The sequence below is a fragment of the Serratia aquatilis genome (assembly GCF_044865145.1).
Classification (GTDB): domain Bacteria; phylum Pseudomonadota; class Gammaproteobacteria; order Enterobacterales; family Enterobacteriaceae; genus Chania; species Chania aquatilis.
The window spans coordinates 3,682,970-3,704,544 of the sequence record NZ_CP173186.1; the positions used below are offsets into that span (position 1 = coordinate 3,682,970).

The following is a 21,575-nucleotide window of genomic DNA, read 5'->3' on the forward strand; positions in this document are numbered from 1 at the left end:
CACAATGGCATGATACTCGCCAAATCCCACACAATAAATAGGTTTTTGCGTGACGTGGGTTAGACTTTTGGCTACAGGTCAATAAACGGCCTTGGTAGATGCTCAGGTTTATTTTGATCTAAAACAATTTAAGCCTTTCCGCATATTATTTCCAGATTCATTACATGTTTCTACGTAATTTCTCAGAGAGCATGTTACGCAATGGTTTAATTATTTTTTATTGATTTACTTGTGTTAAAAGAATGTTATTAAAAATAACTTAATCTGTATTAATTAAGCTTTTTCGGTCGAAAACTATTAACCTTTTATTTCCAACTGGAAATTGCAGTGATTCAACTCACAGTTCGCCTTATTGTTAATTAATTATAAATGAAGTTGCAGAATTGATCTCAGTTCCAGCCGATACTTAAGTACGGGTTTGCAAATTTCACATCATCACCTTGTAAGACATTCGGCCCGTTGCTGACATAGAGACAACAAGGCCACCCCAAAAGGTGGCCTGTAGTGTAGATACGGGTCTAGCTAGCGTAAGGTCGGATTAGCGATTCAGGATCGCTTTAACTGCATCACCAATATCAGCCAGACTACGTACAGTCTTAACGCCTGCTGCTTCAAGCGCTGCAAACTTCTCGTCCGCGGTCCCTTTACCACCAGCAATAATGGCGCCAGCATGGCCCATACGTTTACCTTTCGGCGCAGTAACACCGGCAATATAGCCAACTACCGGTTTGGTTACGTGCTCTTTGATGTAGGCTGCCGCTTCTTCTTCAGCGCTACCACCAATCTCACCGATCATAACGATTGCTTCAGTCTGAGGATCTTCCTGGAACATCTTCAGGATATCAATGAAGTTGGAACCAGGGATCGGGTCACCACCGATACCTACACAGGTAGATTGCCCTAATCCCGCATCCGTAGTTTGTTTAACCGCTTCATAGGTCAGAGTCCCTGAGCGCGAAACGATACCCACTTTACCTGGTAAGTGGATGTGCCCAGGCATGATACCAATCTTGCATTCACCTGGGGTGATTACGCCTGGACAGTTCGGGCCAATCATACGTACACCGGCTTCATCCAGCTTCACTTTCACAGTCAGCATATCCAGCGTTGGAATACCTTCGGTGATCGTGATGATCAGTTTAATACCGGCATCGATCGCCTCCAGAATGGAGTCTTTACAGAACGGCGCAGGCACATAAATCACCGATGCAGTGGCACCCGTTGCTTCAACGGCTTCGCGCACGGTATTGAATACCGGCAAGCCCAGATGCTCAGTCCCACCTTTGCCTGGAGTAACGCCACCGACCATTTTGGTACCGTAAGCGATAGCCTGCTCAGAGTGGAAGGTCCCTTGGCTACCGGTAAAACCCTGACAAATTACTTTGGTGTTCTTATCGATTAAAATGGACATTATTTACCCTCCACTGCCGCAACAACTTGCTGAGCCGCATCAGTCAGGCTGGTCGCAGCAATGATATTCAAACCGCTGTCAGCCAATTTTCTGGCTCCCAGCTCGGCATTGTTCCCTTCCAAGCGCACTACCACAGGGACATTAACGCCCACTTCAGCTACAGCGCCAATAATACCGTCGGCGATCAGATCGCAACGTACAATACCGCCGAAAATGTTAACCAGAACGGCTTTCACCTTGTCATCAGACAGGATGATTTTAAAGGCTTCGGTCACACGCTCTTTGGTTGCGCCACCGCCTACGTCAAGGAAGTTGGCTGGCTCCCCACCGTGTAGCTTCACAATATCCATAGTACCCATGGCCAGACCGGCACCGTTGACCATGCAGCCAATGTTACCGTCAAGTGCCACGTAGTTCAGTTCCCACTGGGCTGCGCGAGATTCACGCTCATCTTCCTGCGAAGGATCACGCATTTCACGCAGTTCAGGCTGACGGAACAGTGCGTTACCATCCGCCCCCAACTTGCCATCCAGGCACACCAAATCTCCCTGCTTGGTGATCACCAGCGGGTTAATCTCAACCATAGCCAGATCGCGCTCGAGGAACAGCGTGCCCAATCCCATGAAAATCTTGGCAAACTGGCTGACTTGCTTACCGGTCAGACCCAATTTGAATGCCAGCTCACGTCCCTGATAAGGCTGAGGTCCAACCAACGGGTCGATAATCATTTTATGAATCAGTTCCGGAGTTTCTTCCGCAACTTTCTCAATCTCAACACCACCTTCGGTGGAAGCCATAAACACCACGCGACGGCTTGCGCGGTCAACCACTGCCCCCAAATAGAGTTCTTTATCGATGTCAGTTGCCGATTCCACCAGAATCTGGTGAACAGGCTGGCCCAGAGCATCAGTCTGGTAAGTCACCAGACGTTTCCCCAGCCAGGCCTCAGCAAAGGCCCGGATATCTTCTTTGCTGTTAACGACTTTAACGCCGCCTGCCTTGCCACGGCCGCCAGCATGAACCTGACATTTCACTACCCACGGGCCGGAACCGATTTTAGATGCGGCTTCTTCTGCTTCACGCGGTGTAGTACAGGCGTAACCGGTTGGTGCTGGCATGCCATACCGAGCAAACAGCTGTTTTGCCTGATATTCGTGTAAATTCATGATGTTCTATCCATTCAGGTCAGAAAGTTTCAGCCGGGTCACTTTAGCGGGAACCCGCATGACTTATCGGCTACATAGCACACAGAGTGGGCGCGGCATTACCGCGCCCGTGCAGGAATTAAACGTCAAGCAGCAGACGAGCCGGATCTTCCAGCATTTCTTTTACCGTCACCAGGTAACTCACCGACTCTTTTCCATCGATCAGGCGATGATCGTAAGACAGAGCCAGATACATCATTGGCAGTATCACAACCTGACCGTTAACCGCCATCGGGCGATCTTTGATAGCGTGCATACCCAGAATGGCGCTCTGAGGTGGGTTGATGATCGGGGTTGACATCAGTGAACCAAATACACCGCCGTTGGTAATAGTGAAATTCCCACCGGTCAACTCTTCCACGGTCAATTTGCCGTCGCGGCCTTTTATTGCCAGCTCTTTGATTTTTTTCTCGATGTCCGCCATGCTCATCGCATCTACGTCACGCAATACCGGCGTTACCAGACCACGTGGGGTAGATACTGCAATGCTGATATCGAAGTAGTTGTGGTACACAACATCACTGCCGTCGATGGAAGCGTTCACTTCAGGGAAGCGTTTCAGCGCTTCGACTACGGCTTTGATGTAGAAGGACATAAAGCCCAGACGCACACCGTGACGTTTTTCGAAAGCTTCACCATAGTGCTTACGCAGATCCATGATCGGCTGCATGTTGATTTCGTTGAAGGTGGTCAGCATTGCGGTGCTGTTCTTCGCCTCCAACAGACGTTCAGCAACGCGTTTACGCAGCCGGGTCATTGGCACACGTTTTTCACTACGGCCGCTCAGGGCGGGCTGTGGTGCTACCGCAGCGACAGGCGTTACCTCGGCTTTCTTGTTGGCAGCGAGGTGAGCTTCTACGTCTTCACGCGTGATTCGTCCACCTACACCGCTGCCCTTGATGGCAGCAGCATCGAGCTCATGTTCAGCAATCATGCGGCGAACTGCCGGGCTGAGTGCTTCATTGCTTTCTACTTCCAGACTCGCGGTCGCACGCTGTGCAGGGGTAGCTTCAACGCTATGGCCCTTCACCTCGGTTGGCTTGCCAGAACTATCACCTGGACGGATACGGCCAAGTATCTGGCGTGAGGTGACGGTTGCTCCCTCGGTTTCCAGCACGGCATCAAGGAAGCCCGCTTCACTGGCCGGTACTTCCAACACAACCTTGTCAGTTTCAATTTCGACCAGGACTTCATCGCGATTAACCGCATCACCCGGTTTTTTATGCCAGGTGGCCACCGTTGCATCGGCAACTGATTCAGGAAGATCAGGAACCAGAATATCTACGCTACTCATCAGTTTTCCCTTAATTTTTATTCAATATTTAACGCGTCATTCACCAGTGCCTGTTGCTGCTTCTGGTGTACGGACATATAACCGACCGCCGGAGAGGCGGAAGCCGGACGTCCGGCGTAACGTAAAGAGGCCCCAAACGGGATCACTTCACGGAAATTGTGCTGGCTGCAATACCAGGCCCCCTGGTTCAATGGCTCTTCCTGGCACCAGACAAAGTCATGCACGTGGGAGTACTGCTCCAATACCGCTTGAACGGCCTGATGCGGGAACGGATACAGCTGCTCAATGCGCACAATCGCCACGTCTTTCTGGTCGTTCTTACGGCGCTGTTCCAGCAGATCGTAGTAAACCTTGCCGGAACATAGCACCACACGTTTGACCGTTTTCGGATCCAGATCGTCAATTTCACCGATAGCTGGCTGGAAGGTACCGTTCGCAAGTTCATCCATTGAAGAAACGGCCAGTGGATGACGCAACAGAGATTTTGGCGACATCACCACCAACGGACGGCGCATACCGCGCAACGCCTGACGGCGAAGCATGTGGTAAACCTGTGCCGGAGTGGACGGAATACACACTTGCATGTTCTGCTCAGCACACAGTTGCAGATAGCGCTCAAGGCGCGCAGAGGAGTGCTCAGGCCCCTGCCCTTCGTAGCCATGCGGTAACAGCATCACCAGGCCACACATCCGGCCCCATTTCTGCTCACCGGAGCTGATAAACTGGTCGATAACCACCTGTGCACCGTTGGCGAAATCGCCAAACTGCGCTTCCCATATAGTCAGTGTGCGTGGTTCTGCAGTAGCGTAGCCATATTCAAACGCCAGAACGGCTTCTTCTGACAGCACTGAATCCCAAACACGGAACTCACCCTGCCCGCTGTGAATATTGGCTAGCGGCACATAGACAGATCCATTTATCTGGTTGTGTATGACTGCATGGCGGTGGAAGAAGGTACCACGGCCTGCGTCTTCACCTGATATACGGATTGGAATGCCTTCATCTGCCAAAGTAGCGTAGGCCAATGTTTCAGCCGCCCCCCAGTCAAACAGTTTGTTACCTGCGGCCATCTCGGCACGGTCGCCATAGATTTTAGCGACGCGTGACTGCATCTCTATTGCCTCTGGTACGGTACTGATGCGGCGAGCCAGTTCCTGCAAGCGCTTCATCTCAACCTTACTCGGGAATTCTTCGTCCCATTCATGGTTCAGGTAAGGCGACCAGGTAAAGGAATGCAGGTTCATTGGACGCCACTCTTCAACCACACAATCACCACGATCAAGCGCATCGCGGTACAGGTTGACCATTTCAGTGGCATCTTCCAGAGTGGTAATTTTCTGTTCGGTCAGAACGTCGGCGTAAATCTTACGCGGTGTTGGATGTTTCTTGATCTTCTGATACATCACTGGTTGGGTTGCACTAGGCTCATCGGCTTCATTATGCCCATGGCGGCGGTAGCAGACCAGATCGATCATTACGTCACGTTTGAAAGTGTTACGGAAATCCAACGCCAGACGGGTAACAAAGGCTACCGCTTCTGGATCGTCAGCATTCACGTGGAAAATCGGCGCCTGTACCATTTTGGCGATATCGGTACAGTATTGTGTCGAGCGCGCATCCAACGGGTTGGAGGTAGTGAAACCCACCTGGTTATTGATGACGATACGAACAGTGCCGCCCACTTCATAACCACGGGCCTGCGACATGTTCAAGGTTTCCTGCACCACACCCTGACCAGTAATTGCTGCATCACCATGGATAGTGATTGGCAACACCATATTACTACGCGCTTCATCGAGGCGATCACGGCGGGCACGAACCGAGCCCATAACCACCGGGCTGACGATTTCCAGATGAGATGGGTTAAACGCCAATGCGAGGTGAACCATACCGCCTTCGGTTTCCACATCGGAAGAGAACCCTTGATGGTATTTCACGTCACCGGTGCCAAGGTGTTCTTTGTGCTTACCAGCAAATTCGTCGAACAAATCGGCCGGTTTTTTACCCAACACGTTGATCAATACGTTCAGACGTCCGCGGTGGGCCATGCCCAACACCACTTCGCGTGTGCCATTTTTACCTGCGTGCCGCACCATTTCTTTAAGCATCGGTACCAGTGCATCACCACCTTCCAGCGAGAAGCGTTTTGCCCCTGGGAATTTGGCACCCAGATAGCGCTCCAGTCCTTCAGCAGCCGTCAGTTCGCTCAGGAAGCGACGCTTCTCGTCTACAGTAAAACTTGCTTTCCCCGCCACCGATTCAATACGCTGCTGGATCCAGCGTTTCTCTTCGGTGTTGGTAATGTGCATATATTCTGCACCGATCGAACAGCAGTAGGTCTGCTTCAACGCTGCATACAGGTCACGCAACTTCATGGTTTCTTTGCCAATAGCAAAAGACCCCACGTTGAAAGTTTCCTCAAAGTCAGCTTCGGTCAGATTGTGATAGGCAGGATCGAGATCCGGCACTCTATCCTGTTTCCATAGACCAAGGGGATCGAGGTTTGCATGCTGATGCCCACGGAAACGAAAGGCGTTAATCAGTTGCAGTACCTTGACCTGTTTGGCATCGGTATCAGGATCGTTAATGGTGGTGCTGTAACGAGCAGAATCTTTCGCCAGGCGGCGGAAGTAATCTCGCGTTTGGGAGTGGAGCTGATCGGGTTTAACACCCGTAGTGGGTAGCTGTTGGAAAATGGAACGCCAGCTATCTTCAACGGAACTCGGATCGGTTAAAAAGTCTTCATAGAGCTGCTCTATGTAGGACTGGTTCGCGCCCGCCAGATAGGAGGAATCCAGCCAGGCCTTCATTGCGCCGTTCTGCATTATGATCCCTTAAGCTTTAAAGCTTCAGTTTTCGCCGTGGTTAACATAATTACCGTGGTAGTACGGTTTGCCGTAAAAACGGTTCACTCGACGTGCTTATAACCTTATAAAGCTTAAATGCACGTTCTGTTTTGGACCTTTCGGTCCCTACAAGGAACCTCTAAAAACTGGCGGGAAGAACCTGATTGTATGTGGCCACAATCACATGTCAGTTTTTAGAGACTCCCTTCTCGGAGAAATGCGCCGGGAAAAAACCCGACGCAGTATCTCATTCTACTTATGCGCCCCTTTGCAGCAGCATAGACTTGATATGACCAATAGCACGCGTCGGATTCAAGCCCTTAGGACATACATTGACACAATTCATAATGCTATGGCAGCGGAAAACGCTGAAAGCATCGTCCAAGGAATCCAATCGTGCTTCTGTTTCCGTATCACGGCTGTCGATCAGGAAACGGTATGCCGCCAACAGGCCAGCTGGACCAACAAACTTGTCAGGGTTCCACCAGAAGGATGGGCACGAGGTTGAACAGCAGGCGCAAAGGATACATTCGTACAAACCATCCAGCTTTGCCCTGCTTTCCGGTGACTGCAGATGCTCACGCGCTGGCGGGTTCTTGCCATCGTTCAGTAAGAACGGTTTGATCTTTTCGTACTGGGTATAAAACTGCCCCATATCGACCACCAGATCGCGCACCACTGGTAACCCCGGCAGCGGGCGAATCACAATCTTGTTATTGCCTTTACGCAATGACGAGATGGGTGTGATACAAGCCAGACCATTCTTACCGTTCATGTTGATGCCATCTGAACCACAGACGCCTTCACGGCAAGAGCGGCGGAACGATAACGTCGGATCTTTTTCTTTCAGCTGGATTAACGCATCCAGCAGCATCATGTCACGACCTTCTTCCGCTTCCAGAGTGAAATCCTGCATATGCGGGGCGCTGTCGACATCCGGATTGTAGCGATAGATAGAGAATTCGAGTTTCATCAATCGGGCTCCGCAATTAGTAAGAACGCACTTTCGGCGGGAATGCCGCACGCAGTTTAGGTTGCATGTTCACTTCACGACGCGTCATGCTTTCCGATTGTGGCAGATACAGCGAGTGGCACAGCCAGTTGACGTCATCACGATCAGGGAAGTCGAAGCGGCTATGCGCGCCACGGCTTTCCGTGCGGAAGTTGGCCGATACTGCGGTAGAGAAAGCGGTTTCCATCAGGTTATCCAACTCCAGGCATTCGATACGCTGGGTATTGAACTCGCTCGAAGTATCATCCAAACGTGCATTCTTCAGACGTTCGCGGATCACTTTTAACTCTTCCAGCCCCTTCGCCATCGCATCACCTTCACGGAACACCGAGAAGTTATTCTGCATACAGGCTTGCAATGCTTTGCGGATCTCCACCGGATCTTCACCAGAACGGGTAGTATTCCAACGGTTCAGACGATCCAGAGAGGCTTCAACATCAGACTCGCTGGCATCACGGCTTTCCCCCTGCTCTGCCAGAGACTCTTGCAGGTGCATACCGGCAGCACGGCCAAACACCACCAGATCCAACAGCGAGTTACCGCCCAGACGGTTGGCACCATGTACTGATACACAGGCTATTTCGCCAACCGCAAACAGGCCTGGAATAACCACATCTTCGCCTTTTTCGTTCACGGTCAGCGCCTGGCCGGTCACTTTGGTCGGAATACCGCCCATCATATAGTGACAGGTTGGAATTACCGGGATCGGTTCTTTCACTGGGTCGACGTGGGCAAAAGTGCGAGAAAGCTCCAAAATACCTGGCAGACGTGATTCAAGAACGTCTTTACCCAAGTGATCCAGCTTCAGTTTGGCATGTGGGCCCCATGGACCATCACAACCACGGCCTTCGCGGATTTCGATCATAATCGAACGTGCTACCACGTCGCGGCCAGCCAGATCTTTGGCGTTCGGGGCGTAACGCTCCATGAAACGTTCGCCATGCTTGTTCAACAGATAGCCACCCTCGCCACGGCAACCCTCGGTTACCAATACACCGGCACCCGCGATACCCGTTGGGTGGAACTGCCACATTTCCATATCCTGCACTGGCACACCGGCACGCAATGCCATACCGACACCGTCACCGGTATTAATGTGAGCGTTAGTTGTAGATTGGTAAATTCGGCCTGCACCGCCGGTCGCCAGCACGGTTGCTTTGGCCTTGAAGTACACCACTTCACCGGTTTCGATACAGATGGCAGTAGTGCCGACCACTGCACCATCCTGGTTTTTCACCAGATCCAGCGCATACCACTCGGAGAAAATGGTGGTATGGTTTTTCAGGTTTTGCTGATAAAGCGTGTGCAACAACGCGTGCCCGGTACGGTCAGCTGCAGCAGCGGTTCGCGCCGCCTGTTCGCCACCAAAGTTCAGTGACTGGCCGCCAAATGGGCGCTGATAAATGCGGCCATCGTCCAGGCGAGAAAAAGGCAGGCCCATATGTTCCAGTTCCAGAATTGCTTCCGGGCCGGTTTTACACATATATTCGATGGCGTCCTGGTCCCCGATATAATCGGAACCTTTCACCGTGTCGTACATATGCCATTCCCAATTATCTTCGTGGTTGTTGCCCAAAGCCACCGTGATGCCACCTTGAGCGGACACCGTATGGGAACGGGTAGGGAATACTTTGGAAAGCAGGGCACAGGTTGAGCCTGCCTGGGAAATTTGCAGAGCTGCGCGCATACCTGCGCCACCCGCACCGATAACAACTGCATCAAACTCTCTGACTGGCAGTTTCATTTAAGCACCCCACACTACGATTGTTCCGTAAAGTAAATAGACCAGCAACGCGATAACGATGGCGAGTTGCAGTACCAGGCGTAATGCCATTGGTTTGATATAGTCTGTCAGCACCTGCCACATTCCGATCCAGGCGTGAACCAGAATCGACAGCAATGTCAGCAAGGTGAATACTTTCGTGATGGGTGAGGCGAAGAAACCGCGCCAGATTTCATAGGTCATATCCGGAGCCATGACAACGAAGCCCAGAATATAAAGAACATACAGGGTGATGACGATTGCGGAAGCACGAATTAACAGCCAGTCGTGTACGCCGTTACGTCCTAAAGCAGAAACGTTGCTTACCATACGAGAACTCCAGCCAGAATTGATAGCACAGCGGTTAGACCGAACGCCACCTGGGCAGAACGGGTACCAGCAGCTAAACTCTCTTCGATATAGCCAAAATCCATTAACAAGTGACGAATGCCACCGCAAATGTGATAGGCCAGCGCGGTGAGGATCCCCCACAGAATAAATTTCACGAAGAAGCTATCCATGATGGCGGCAGCTTGGAGGAACCCTTCCTGGGAGGAGAGAGATATACCCAACAGCCAGAGGAGAATACCGACAGCAACGAAAGTAATTACGCCAGAGACTCGGTGTAAGATGGACGCTATCGCTGTTACAGGAAACTGGATCGTTTGCAGATCCAGATTGACAGGTCTTTGTTTTTTCACAGTTTTGCCCACACAGCTCTTATTATTTTCTTTCCTCCGGGCCTGGGTGGGGATCAGACAGCGTCAAGAGTAAAAATACTCATACGTCACACGTTCAAACTGCAACATCCTTTGTGTTCAAACGGTACGTTTTTTTACGCTGGGTGCTCCTACTTCAGGGTAATCCGGAGACCTGGCGGCAGTATAGGAGGTTCACATTCCTATTACAATTCCCATACAATCCCTTTGGTAACATTTCCCTCGAACAGTGATTTAGATCACGATTATCACAATTGGTACAAAATTAATTATCTGATTTGACAAGAGATCAACATTTACATTACAAATAGCATGGCAATCAACCCTATGATGCGCTACCGGTCAACGGATACACTTCCCCCTAAGCGCAAGTTATGCAACAGTGTGTTTGGTTAAAACTCAAATCTATCGTAGGCAATGATTAATAGAAAATAATGAATCCCGAAGAATCATTAACGGCTGGTAACCCGTCTCATTTACATGGTTAGCACTCTGTACCTTACTTTGCGCATTTGCGCTGTTCCTCACAGAGTTAGCGTCCGCACCACTTTATTGTGGGCAACCTGCAGAGATTTAAGGTAATTCAGTTGTTAGAGGTTTTTAAATATGGCGCTAAGGAGACTGTAAATGACTGATAAGAAAGCGACGCTAAATATCAATAGTAGCGAAGCGATGATCGAATTGGGCGTACTCACCCCGACACTGGGTCCTGATGTTATTGACGTACGTGCCCTGGGCTCCAAAGGTTACTTCACGTTTGATCCCGGTTTTACTTCTACCGCTTCCTGCGAATCCAAAATTACTTTCATCGACGGCGACAAAGGCATTTTGTTGCATCGCGGCTTCCCCATCGAACAGTTGGCTAAACAATCCTCCTATCTGGAAGTGTGTTACATCCTGCTGTACGGCGAGACACCAACTGCAGAAGAATTCGAAACCTTTAAAACTACCGTTACGCGCCATACCATGATCCACGACCAGATCACCCACCTGTTCCGTGGTTTCCGTCGTGACTCACATCCAATGGCAGTACTGTGTGGGGTGACCGGTGCGCTAGCAGCCTTCTACCACGATGCGCTCGACGTCAATAATGAACGTCATCGCGAAATCACCGCGTTCCGCCTGCTGTCCAAAATGCCTACCGTTGCGGCGATGTGTTACAAGTATTCCCAAGGGCAGCCGTTTGTCTACCCACGTAACGATCTTTCCTACGCCGGTAACTTCCTGCGCATGATGTTTGCTACACCTTGTGAAGAGTACGTGGTGAATCCAGTACTGGAACGCGCTATGGATCGCATTCTGATCCTGCATGCCGACCATGAGCAAAACGCGTCAACCTCAACCGTGCGTACTGCCGGTTCATCTGGCGCCAACCCATTTGCCTGTATCGCGGCAGGTATCGCTTCCCTTTGGGGGCCGGCGCACGGTGGTGCCAACGAAGCTGCACTGAAAATGCTGGAAGAGATTAAAACCGTTGAACACATCCCAGAATTCATCAAACGAGCCAAAGACAAGAACGACTCGTTCCGTCTGATGGGCTTCGGCCACCGCGTGTACAAAAACTACGATCCACGTGCCACCGTGATGCGTGAAACCTGTCATGAAGTGCTGAAAGAGCTGAACAAGAAAGACGACAATCTGCTGGAAGTGGCGATGGAACTGGAACACATCGCACTCAACGACCCGTACTTTATCGAGAAGAAACTGTACCCGAACGTTGACTTCTATTCAGGTATTATCCTGAAGGCTATGGGTATTCCTTCTTCCATGTTCACCGTTATCTTCGCCATTGCCCGTACCATTGGTTGGATCGCTCACTGGAACGAAATGCACGACGAAGGCATCAAGATCGCTCGCCCCCGCCAGCTGTATACCGGCTATGCAGAGCGTGAGTTCAAATCTCAGGTCAAGAAATAATCTATTTCAGGGGCGGGCCTTGCGCCTTATGCCTATAAACGCAACGCTGCCCAAACGGGCGGCGTTTTTTATCGGTTATTTTTGGCAAACCGGGCACCAGTAGAATGGCCGTGACGACAGCGACATTTTCTCTATCATCCCTCCGCAGCGAAGGCAAGGCTCACCACTGCGATGAAACACTTTGAAGCTGAACACCGTGCCATGATGGCGATCTTCATTCACCTGCCCACGGGTCTGATATGAAATACGCGGGATCTCAAGTAATGCCTGTGCCAGTTTATGCCTCTCTTCCGGCGATAAATCCTGCGGTTTATGCTTAGGTGCCAACTCGGCCTGCCACAAGATCTCGGCTCGCAGATAGTTGCCCAATCCGGCCAAAAAAGATTGATCCAACAGCATGCCCCCCAGTTGCCGTTTGCAAAACGCCGCAGACAGAAGGCGCTGTTCCACTTGTTCCTGCGTAACCGCCCTATCGAGCACGTCCGGGCCAATACGCCGCAAAAATGGATGTTGCTCAATCTCACCTCGCGGTGCGAGAGTGATATCTGAAGCACTGTACAACAGGATCGCCCACTCAGCCGTTTCCAGCCTGACGCGTAAGTCGCGCTTGGTTTGCGGTGTTTCACCGGCCCTGACAACCTTCCATACGCCATAAAGTTGGTTATGGCTGTACATCGTCAGCCCGTTGGAAAAGTCGGTCAACAAGGCTTTGCCACGGGGTTCGATAGAAGTAATAGTTCCGCCGACCAGCTCATCCTGATAGTGCTTGAGTTGCGGAAAAGCAAACCAGACTTTGGTCAGTGGCTGGCCAATCATCACAGCAGCAAGTTGATCTGCCGCCCGGCGGATTTCCGGTCCTTCCGGCATAAAGTAGCTCCTTTATAGGAACATAAGGAAATAAAGCAGGAACACGTTAACCAGTAACAAAGTGATCCCGGTGGGTATCTGCGCTTTGATCACCGCATTCTTGTCCGGCAGCTCCAATAATGCCGCCGGTACAATATTATAGTTGGCCGCCATTGGGGTCATTAAGGTGCCGCAGTAGCCAGAAAACATGCCTATCGCCGCCATCACTGCCGGGTTACCGCCATGCTGCAGTATCAGGATCGGAATACCAATACCTGCAGTAACAATCGGAAAGGCCGCAAACGCATTGCCCATCACCATCGTCAACACTGCCATACCGATGGCATAAACTGTCACAGCAATAAAACGATTATCCACCGCCAGGTATTCCTGCGTCAGATGGGAAATAGCGGTACCGACACCAGCAACGGTAAACAGCAGGCCCAGAGTAGCCAGGATCTGCGGCAGGATGAATGCCCAACCGATGGAATCCAGCAGACGGCGAGCTTCCTGAACCGGCTGTAATACCTGCTCATGGGTCATCTTCACCGCGATAATCAGCCCCAAAATGCAACCTACGGTCATAGAGAACAGCGTAATCAAGGTAGCGTGGTTACCGCTACCAAAAACGGCAAGTTGCAAAGCTGGAATATTATTGAACAACAGCACGCCAATTACCGTCACCACCGGGATCGCCAGTGCTGGAATAAACAGACGGTTCCCCAGCCGCTTAGCACTGGCTTCTTTCTCTTTTGGACTACGTTGGTGATAGCTGCCGAGGCGAACACCGCCGAAACCGGCGATCAAGGCCATTGCTACCACTAATACCCCCACAGCAATATGCAATTGGCGCTTGGCTTCCGCGCCACTTCCCAACAGCCCGTAGGTCCAATCGCCAACCAGGAATATCAGCCCATACAATGCCCAGAACAAACCGGTAGTGATACGGCGCGGATTGGCGCGATCGCGAAAAGACATCACGGCGACGATCAGTAATACCACTCCCGCCAACCAGTAAAGATACTGTTGCTGAAAATTCATTGACCACCTCCCTTCGCCTGCAGCGCAGCACGATTGAGTTTCGTAAGTTCGGCAGTCAATTGTTTATCCATATGATATAAGCGGAAAGAGTGGATTAGGAAAGCGAAGATCGCCGTTGGGATCCCCCAAAGAGCAATATGCAGTGGCTCAGTCTGAATACCGCCTGATTCCAGCATAAAGTTATGCATAAAGATGATCGCACCAAAAGCAACAAAGATGTCTTCACCAAAAAACAGCCCGACGTTATCTGTAGCGGCAGACATCGCGCGCAGGCGATGGCGAACAGCAGCAGGCAGTTCACCATAGCGGCTTTCGGCCGCCCCCTCCGCCATCGGAGCCAGTAAGGGACGTACCATTTGCGGATGACCACCCAGACTGGTCAGCCCCATCGCGGCAGTGACCTCGCGCACAAACAGGTAGACAATCAGTAAACGCCCAGCGGTGGCACTTTTGATCTTGGCAATCCAGGCTTGCGCCCGTTCTTTCAACCCATGGCGTTCCAACAGGCCGATCACCGCTAAAGGTAACAGCAAGATCAGCGGTAAGTTGCGGGTGTTAAGAAACCCCTCGCCAAGCTTTTCCAAAATCACATCCAAAGGCATCATTGCCGCCAACCCGGTGATAATACCGGCAGCGATCACCACCAATACCGGGTTAAAGCGTAAAACAAATCCAACCACAATCGCGGCAATACCAATCAGTGGCCATAAATTTACGGCTTGCTCCATATAAACATCCCTCTACTTTCCCTTTGCCTTCCAAGCAATAACTTAAAATTCATCGGGTTATATTTTTTATCTATCAGTATTTGTTACTCTGCACTGACGGTAATCTTATGTTGAGCAAAACTCTCTCGCAGCTTGCGCGCGTAAGCCAGCGCGTGCTCACCATCGCCATGCAGGCAAACGGTTTCCGCCTGAACAGCCGCCCAATTTCCGTCAATGGTCGCCACCCGGTGGTTACGAACCATCTCTAACGTTTGCTCCAATGCCTGTTTATCGCTGCCAATCAACGCCCCAGGTTGCCCACGCGGCACCAAAGTACCGTCAGCCTGATAACCACGATCGGCAAAAACTTCCTGCCTGGTTGCCAACCCCAGTTTTTCACCCGCACGGATCAACTCACTGCCAGCAAGCCCAACCAAGCGCAATGTCGGATCGACTGCCAATACCGCTCGAGCAATCGCTTCGGCTAAAGCCGGTTCCACTGCAGCCTGGTTATAAAGCATGCCATGGGGTTTGACATGAACCATAACGCCACCTTCAGCACGCGTAATCGCCGCCAGTGCCCCCAGTTGATAGACGATTTGCGCATAAACCGTCTCTACAGGTAACTGCATGCGGGTACGACCAAAGTTTTCACGATCGGGAAAACTCGGATGTGCGCCAATCGCCACACCGTATTGCAGGGCCCAGCGCACTGATTGGCGCATGGTCTGAGCATCGCCCGCATGGAAACCACAGGCGATATTGGCAGAACTCACCAGTTGCAGCAGCGCTTCATCATTGGCACAACCTTCGCCAAGATCGGCATTGAGATCGACGATCATTTAACCCCCCAGGCAATCTGTTGAATAAAGTGGTCCTGTTCAGCTTTGGCACGCTGTGCCTCCGCCAAAGTGCAGGGAACAAAGTGGATAACCTCGCCCAAACGGATCTGCGCCAAGTGGTAGAGGTCGGCTTCAATAATGCAGGCAATACGCGGGTATCCCCCCGTCGTTTGCGCATCGGCCATCAGCACAATCGGTTGACCGCCATGAGGAACCTGGATCACGCCGGGTAACAGGCCGTGAGAGAGCATTTCACGTTCAGTCGTGCGTGTCAGAGGGCTACTGCCATTAAGACGATACCCCATGCGGTTACTCTGTGGGCTGAGCTGCCATGCCGTGCGCCAGAAATCCTGCTGCCCTTTAGGGCTAAACTCTTCATATTCAGGCCCAGGAATCGCACGGATCCAGTTGCTGAAGAGCGGTTGTCTCACACCTACGCTGCTCAACGGCAATGCTTGAGGTTTGCCCAGCGGCAAAACATCGCCCTCTTTCAACTGCCGCCCAGAAAATCCACCGAAACCCGCTTTGAGATCGGTACTACGGGAACCCAACATTTCTGGTACCGCGATGCCACCAGATATTGCCAAGTAACTGCGCATACCATGTTTAGGTAATTTCAGCGTCAGCCGTTGGCCCTTCTTTACTGGATAACGCCACCCCGTCCACAGAGATTTATCATCCAGTTGAGCATCACAGCCCGCACCGGTCAATGCGATCCAACCGGAGTGGGTAAATTCGGCACTAAACTGCCCTAAGGTAATCTCCAACCCTGCTGCGTCAGGCGCATTACCCACCAACAGGTTAGCGATTTTCATTGCGGGTACATCAAGAGCGCCCCCCTGGCTGATACCCAAGCGCCGGAAACCATTCCGCCCCAAGTCCTGAACCGTGGTGTAAATACCCGCTCGCAAAATTTTCAACATACACCTTCCTTCTGCGGCACAAAGCGCACGTTATCGCCCGGACGCAGTAGCGTTGGCGGCATTTCATTGGGATTAAACAGCGCCAGAGAGGTGCGGCCAATCAATTGCCAGCCTCCAGGAGTGACCAGCGGATAGATACCCGTCTGCCCCCCACCGATGCCTACCGAACCGGCTGCAACAGAAAGACGTGGCTCTGCACGACGAGGTGTCGCTAGCCGCTCAGGCATCCCACCCAGATAGGTAAATCCAGGCTGGAAGCCAAGGAAGTAAACGACATACCGCGCCGACGAGTGGCATTCAACAACCTGCTTCGCCGTCATACCGGTATGTTGAGCCACTACATCCAAATCAGGCCCATACTCACCGCCATAGATAACCGGGATATCCACATCACGGGATTCAAGCACTAGGCTTTCGTTCCCTTCCCAACCCTGCCGCAAAAGTGCCAGCATCGCTTCCGCATCCGCTTTTGGTGTATGCAGCAATAATGTCAGGTTGTTCATGCCGGGCACCACTTCCTGTACATCGCTATGATGGTTTAATTTTTCCGCCAATGCCCAAATGCGCTGCTGGCTTTGCAGCGTCACCGGAGGTGCCAACTCAAGCACTACAGCGCGTTCCCCTAATAGGTAATATCGTGCTCGTTGCACTCTAATCTCCTTATATGCTTCGTCTTTCATGCGGCTGTGTGGTTGGCCACAAGTGCTGTTCCGTAGGGTTATTTTTTGCAAAACGCATCAGTTATGCGTGACATCATGCCCGCTGTCAATAGAACAACCTTTGTGGAAATAAGGGATTAGCGTTATTGATGGGTTCGGCAAAGCGAACCCATCGGAGGAAGGTCAGGCGGGATTAGGAATATCGATAAAGGTCACATCAAAGCCGTGATGCAGCGCCAGCCACTCGCCCAATGCCTTGATACCGCCGCGTTCCGTGGCGTGATGGCCCGCAGCAAAAAAATGTACCCCTAACTCCCGGGCAGTATGGATGGTTTGTTCGGATACCTCACCGCTGATAAAGGCATCGGCGCCAAAACGCGCAGCGCTGTCGATAAACCCCTGACCGCCGCCGGTACACCAGGCAATCTTGCGAATAAGCTCAGGGGCGTTATCGCCGCAGTGCAACACGGCACGGCCAAGACGGCTTTCGATAAGTTCTTGCAGTTCACTGCCGCTCAACGGTTGCTCAAACTCACCATGTGGTACCAAAGGTTCGACTTCGCCGAGCATGCGTATACCCAATAGCTGAGCCAGTTGTGCGTTATTACCCAGCACCGGGTGCGCATCTAGGGGTAAGTGATACCCGTAGAGGTTGATATCATTACTCAACAGTGTTTTCAGCCGGTTCCGCTTCATACCACGCACAGCAGGCGCTTCGTTTTTCCAGAAATAACCATGATGCACTACAATAGCATCTGCCTGATGTTCCACCGCAGCATCCAGTAATGCCTGACACGCCGTCACTCCGGTGACGATGCGCTGAACTTCTGCGCGCCCTTCTACCTGTAAGCCGTTAGGCGCATAGTCCTGAAAAGCCGCACAGTTCAGCTCGGTGTTGATCAGATTTTCCAGATCGAGGTTACGCATAGTCATCTCACTCTATTCAAAATTGTTGCCGTTCGCCCTGTTCCATCAGGATAAATTTCACCCCCAGATCGTTGCCCTGATCCAGTTGCTGCTTGATGATAGCCCGCACATCCTCCCCTTGTTTAAGGCTTGGCTTGATATGGCTGATAACCACAGGCAGATCTTTCAATGAGCCTTCACCACCGCTGTATTGCTGCAGATTTTTAAGCTCTTTCAGTAACAATGCGGGGGTCAGATGCCCATACAGGTGCTTCTCGTCCACTCCGTTAGGGTAAGAGGTTTCAATAATCATGCCTTTCAGCTTCTTCTGTTCAATCAGTGGCCCAAGCGCGCGCCAAACAGTGTCCAAATTGCGCGATTTTTCCAGCGCATCCGAACCGGTATCACCAAAGTAGGCGAATGATCCCTCGCGGTCAGAAACCAATAGCATGGAAGAAGAGTAATTTTCGTGGCTGAGTAAATACATCACTCCACTTAAACCGCTCAGGCCCAAAGTCACACGTTGCTGTGGACGCACCGTCTGCAAGCGATAAGTGCCGAGTCGAGCACCATTACCCGCATCGGTAAAGTTTGGCCAGGCCTTCCAGTTAAAGTAATGATTACGCAAAGTCAATACGGTATCTGCCTGGGCATAAACGGTTTTTTTATCGTCTTCAGGTGAACCGATAATCAACCCGGCGACATGGTCCAAATGCCCGTGGCTGATAAAATAGCTGTCGATCAGTTTGCGAAATATATACCCTTGCGGCGTATAAGGCGCCGCCAGTTCAGACGTCACCTGCGGGAAACTGCCCTTTTCAAGACCTTTGGCTATCCCCGGCAGCAGCGTTCCGGCATCCAGTGCCAGATATTGCGTCTGACCGTCGCTGCGGATCAGGTAAGAAGTCAGATTACCATCGCTGACACCGCCTTCGACGCCTAACGCCACTACGTCAAAGCCGGCAATTGCCCATGCAGAATACCCCCCTAGACAAAGGGCCAGCATTTTTTTCATCATCAGGAATTTCCTTGCTATTGTCTTAAGTTCCCCTTTGCTTGGCCGCTTCGAAAGCCGCCAGCGTATCCTGCCGGGCCTGCTTGTGATCGACAATCGGCAGTGGATAATTCAACGCCCTCCGCTGCTTTTCCGCCCAAAGATGGGGTTGATGAATATATTGTTCCGGTATATCTGCTAGTTCAGGTAACCACTTGCGAATAAAAGTCCCTTGCGGATCGAAGCGCTCACCCTGCGTCGTCGGGTTAAAAATGCGGAAATAAGGCGCAGCATCGGTTCCAGTTGAGGCTGCCCACTGCCAGCCACCGTTGTTAGCGGCAAGGTCGCCATCCAACAGTTGGGACATGAAATAGTGTTCACCAGCGCGCCAATCAAGCAATAGATCTTTTACCAGGAAACTGGCAGTGATCATCCTTAGTCGATTATGCATCCAGCCAGTTTCATTAAGTTGCCGCATGGCAGCATCAACTATCGGATAACCAGTTTTCCCGTCTTTCCAAGCCTGCAAAGCTTCATCGTTACTGTTCCAACATACATTATCTGTCCAATCGATAAAGGGACGATGCTTGCATAACGCAGGAAACGCCACCATCAGGTGACGATAAAACTCGCGCCAGACCAGTTCATTCAACCAGCAGAAAGCCCCACTCTCCGGCGTTTCTAACACATCGGGGCATTCTACTTGCAGGCGGTTAAAACACTGGCGAGGAGAAAGTACGCCAATAGCCAGATACGGCGACAGGTTGCTGGTCCCGGCAATAGCGGGCAGATCCCTTTTTTTCGCATAGTCTTGAACCTGCTCACGGCAAAAAGTACGCAACCTCCGCAACGCGGCCTCTTCACCTGCGGGATAAGCCTCACTCACTTCGGCCAATGGATAGTCGAACGCCTCGGCAGCACTATACGCAACGGCACTCCCCCTTGAACGAGGGGCCGGCAAGGATTTGATATCGTTCTCTACCAAGCGCTGGAGAAAAGCGCGACGAAATGGCGTAAAAACCTTGTACATCTCGCCGTTGCCGGTTTGCACTGTGCCGGGTGGCAGCAGCAGGCTATCGTCGAAACTGCAGCAAGTGACCTGCCCTGCCAATGCCTGTTCAAGCTGAGTGTCACGCTGCAGTTCATTAATTTCATACTGCCGGTTGTAAAACAGCGTGGTGATCTGGCGCTGCAGACAAAACGCTGATAGCCAAGTGACCGATTGGGCAAAATCGTGGCATTGATGAGCGATCAGCTCAATGCCACGCTCTGCCAACGCCTGCTGCACCTGTAACAGATTGGCGTGAATAAACGCCGCCTGACGGCTGGCCATATTGTGCCGCCGCCACTGCCCTGGCGTGGCGATAAACACCGCCAACACGACAGCATCAGGATCGCTGCAGGCGGCATGAAGTGCTTTGTTGTCGGTAATGCGCAGATCGTTACGCAACCAAACCAAATGAGTGGCCATAACATTCCTTGCTGTTTAGTGACCGTAACGCAGACGCAGCGCTTCTGGATAGGGTTCAAAATAGCGCTGCTGCGCAAGATAGTTGTCGGGATATTCTGCCATATAGTGTTTCAGCAACGTAATCGGTGCCAGCAACGGCTGCATACCCTGACGATATCGTTCGATCAACTGAGCCAATTCCTGGCGCTGTGCCGCAGTGAGTTGGTTACGGAAATAACCCTGAACGTGCATTAATACGTTGGTGTGATTACGGCGGGTGGCTTTGTGCGCCAGCAAGGTCATCAGGCGCTGGCGATATTCCACCGCAAACGCGTCCAGCGAATCCCACTTTTCAATACCCGCAACAAAGCGCCCCAGTTCCCGATACTCAGGCTGCGAATGGGCCAACAGCAATAGCTTGTAGCGGCTATGGAAAGCGATTAGCCCGCCACGCGTTAATCCTTTACGCCACAAGGTATTCAGTTCATAAAGGGCAAACACACGCTCGACAAAATTTTCCCGCAATACGGGATCGTTAAGACGCCCATCTTCCTCTACCGGCAACCAAGGGAACTGGCGCATTAGCTCGGCTGTAAACAACCCAACACCACTTTTACGCGACCCGGCACCATTTTCATCGTAAACCTTGACCCGCTCCATCCCACAACTGGGCGATTTGGCACAAACGATATAACCGCATAAATGCTGCAAGCTGCTGACACGCTGCTCTGAGAATTGTTGCATCTTATCGGTCAAATCGACGTTGCGATCGCTGCTGTAACACAGCAATGTCTGCTGCTCGCTTTTGTTCAATCGCAGAGCAGGGCGAGGTGTAGGTAGCCCAATCGCCATTTCTGGGCAAATGGGTTCAAATTGAACATAGGGTGCTAATTGTTCAACGGCAAACTCGCACCGCTTATGCCCGCCATCAAAACGCACAGAGCTGCCCAACAGGCATGCACTGATGCCGATGGTAATTTTGTCACTCATATCTCGCCTCCAGCAACACAGATAATGTCGAGAGTATAGAAGACATTAGAT

General features: G+C 51.6%; 19 protein-coding genes. 1 reads left to right on the forward strand and 18 read right to left on the reverse strand.

The genetic code is table 11. The features are described 5' to 3' along the window. Nucleotides 1-538: 538 nt before the first annotated feature. The 8 genes from sucD to sdhC all read right to left on the reverse strand — a co-directional run bounded on the left by sucD (nt 539) and on the right by sdhC (nt 10,243). A complete protein-coding gene (gene sucD, locus SAQUA_RS16720) occupies nt 539-1,411 on the reverse strand; it encodes a succinate--CoA ligase subunit alpha (protein ID WP_380680935.1) in 873 nt (290 codons plus the stop codon). Continuing rightward, a complete protein-coding gene (gene sucC / locus SAQUA_RS16725) occupies nt 1,411-2,577 on the reverse strand; it encodes an ADP-forming succinate--CoA ligase subunit beta (protein WP_380680938.1) in 1,167 nt (388 codons plus the stop codon). The genes sucD and sucC overlap by 1 nt, the downstream gene beginning before the upstream one ends. A gap of 118 nt (nt 2,578-2,695) precedes the next feature. Next, entirely contained in the window at nt 2,696-3,910 is a 1,215-nt protein-coding gene (gene odhB, locus SAQUA_RS16730) for a 2-oxoglutarate dehydrogenase complex dihydrolipoyllysine-residue succinyltransferase (RefSeq protein ID WP_380680941.1), read from the reverse strand. Nucleotides 3,911-3,927: 17 nt separating this feature from the next. Then, entirely contained in the window at nt 3,928-6,735 is a 2,808-nt protein-coding gene (gene sucA / locus SAQUA_RS16735) for a 2-oxoglutarate dehydrogenase E1 component (protein WP_380680944.1), read from the reverse strand. 277 nt (nt 6,736-7,012) lie between these two features. Further along, nucleotides 7,013-7,729 (reverse strand): succinate dehydrogenase iron-sulfur subunit, encoded by a 717-nt coding sequence (locus SAQUA_RS16740; protein WP_380680947.1) that lies wholly within the window; start codon nt 7,727-7,729, stop codon nt 7,013-7,015. Between the two features lie 16 nt (nt 7,730-7,745). Beyond that, nucleotides 7,746-9,512 (reverse strand): succinate dehydrogenase flavoprotein subunit, encoded by a 1,767-nt coding sequence (gene sdhA / locus SAQUA_RS16745; protein WP_380680950.1) that lies wholly within the window; start codon nt 9,510-9,512, stop codon nt 7,746-7,748. Continuing rightward, nucleotides 9,513-9,860, reverse strand: coding sequence for a succinate dehydrogenase membrane anchor subunit (gene sdhD, locus SAQUA_RS16750; protein ID WP_380680953.1), 348 nt, complete (start codon nt 9,858-9,860; stop codon nt 9,513-9,515). Then, complete coding sequence (gene sdhC / locus SAQUA_RS16755; protein ID WP_380680956.1) at nt 9,854-10,243, reverse strand: succinate dehydrogenase cytochrome b556 subunit; 390 nt, start codon at nt 10,241-10,243, stop codon at nt 9,854-9,856. Before sdhC ends, sdhD begins: the two co-directional genes overlap by 7 nt. Nucleotides 10,244-10,876: 633 nt before the next feature. On the opposite strand from sdhC, the gene SAQUA_RS16760 reads away from it, so the two are divergent. Then, entirely contained in the window at nt 10,877-12,166 is a 1,290-nt protein-coding gene (locus tag SAQUA_RS16760; protein WP_380680959.1) for a citrate synthase, read from the forward strand. A gap of 75 nt (nt 12,167-12,241) precedes the next feature. Here SAQUA_RS16760 and nei read toward each other — a convergent pair whose 3' ends face one another. The 10 genes from nei to SAQUA_RS16810 form a co-directional block, all read right to left on the reverse strand. Then, entirely contained in the window at nt 12,242-13,033 is a 792-nt protein-coding gene (gene nei, locus SAQUA_RS16765) for an endonuclease VIII (RefSeq protein WP_380680962.1), read from the reverse strand. 12 nt (nt 13,034-13,045) lie between these two features. Further along, complete coding sequence (locus SAQUA_RS16770) at nt 13,046-14,053, reverse strand: DUF979 domain-containing protein (protein WP_380680965.1); 1,008 nt, start codon at nt 14,051-14,053, stop codon at nt 13,046-13,048. Next, on the reverse strand, nt 14,050-14,781 hold the full coding sequence (locus SAQUA_RS16775; protein WP_380680968.1) for a DUF969 domain-containing protein: 732 nt from the start codon (nt 14,779-14,781) through the stop codon (nt 14,050-14,052). The genes SAQUA_RS16770 and SAQUA_RS16775 overlap by 4 nt, the downstream gene beginning before the upstream one ends. Nucleotides 14,782-14,864: 83 nt before the next feature. Then, nucleotides 14,865-15,602 (reverse strand): 5-oxoprolinase subunit PxpA, encoded by a 738-nt coding sequence (gene pxpA, locus SAQUA_RS16780; protein ID WP_380680971.1) that lies wholly within the window; start codon nt 15,600-15,602, stop codon nt 14,865-14,867. Continuing rightward, entirely contained in the window at nt 15,599-16,525 is a 927-nt protein-coding gene (gene pxpC / locus SAQUA_RS16785; RefSeq protein WP_380680974.1) for a 5-oxoprolinase subunit PxpC, read from the reverse strand. The genes pxpA and pxpC overlap by 4 nt, the downstream gene beginning before the upstream one ends. Continuing rightward, nucleotides 16,519-17,175: a 5-oxoprolinase subunit PxpB gene (gene pxpB, locus SAQUA_RS16790; protein ID WP_380680977.1), complete on the reverse strand. Its 657-nt coding sequence runs from the start codon at nt 17,173-17,175 to the stop codon at nt 16,519-16,521. The genes pxpC and pxpB overlap by 7 nt, the downstream gene beginning before the upstream one ends. Before the next feature lie 192 nt (nt 17,176-17,367). Further along, nucleotides 17,368-18,111 (reverse strand): type 2 GTP cyclohydrolase I, encoded by a 744-nt coding sequence (locus SAQUA_RS16795; RefSeq protein ID WP_380681239.1) that lies wholly within the window; start codon nt 18,109-18,111, stop codon nt 17,368-17,370. Between the two features lie 16 nt (nt 18,112-18,127). Continuing rightward, on the reverse strand, nt 18,128-19,108 hold the full coding sequence (locus SAQUA_RS16800; RefSeq protein WP_380680980.1) for an MBL fold metallo-hydrolase: 981 nt from the start codon (nt 19,106-19,108) through the stop codon (nt 18,128-18,130). Between the two features lie 22 nt (nt 19,109-19,130). Further along, complete coding sequence (phrB, locus tag SAQUA_RS16805; RefSeq protein ID WP_380680983.1) at nt 19,131-20,555, reverse strand: deoxyribodipyrimidine photo-lyase; 1,425 nt, start codon at nt 20,553-20,555, stop codon at nt 19,131-19,133. Nucleotides 20,556-20,570: 15 nt separating this feature from the next. Next, nucleotides 20,571-21,524 (reverse strand): YbgA family protein, encoded by a 954-nt coding sequence (locus SAQUA_RS16810; protein WP_380680986.1) that lies wholly within the window; start codon nt 21,522-21,524, stop codon nt 20,571-20,573. Nucleotides 21,525-21,575 lie beyond the last annotated feature (51 nt).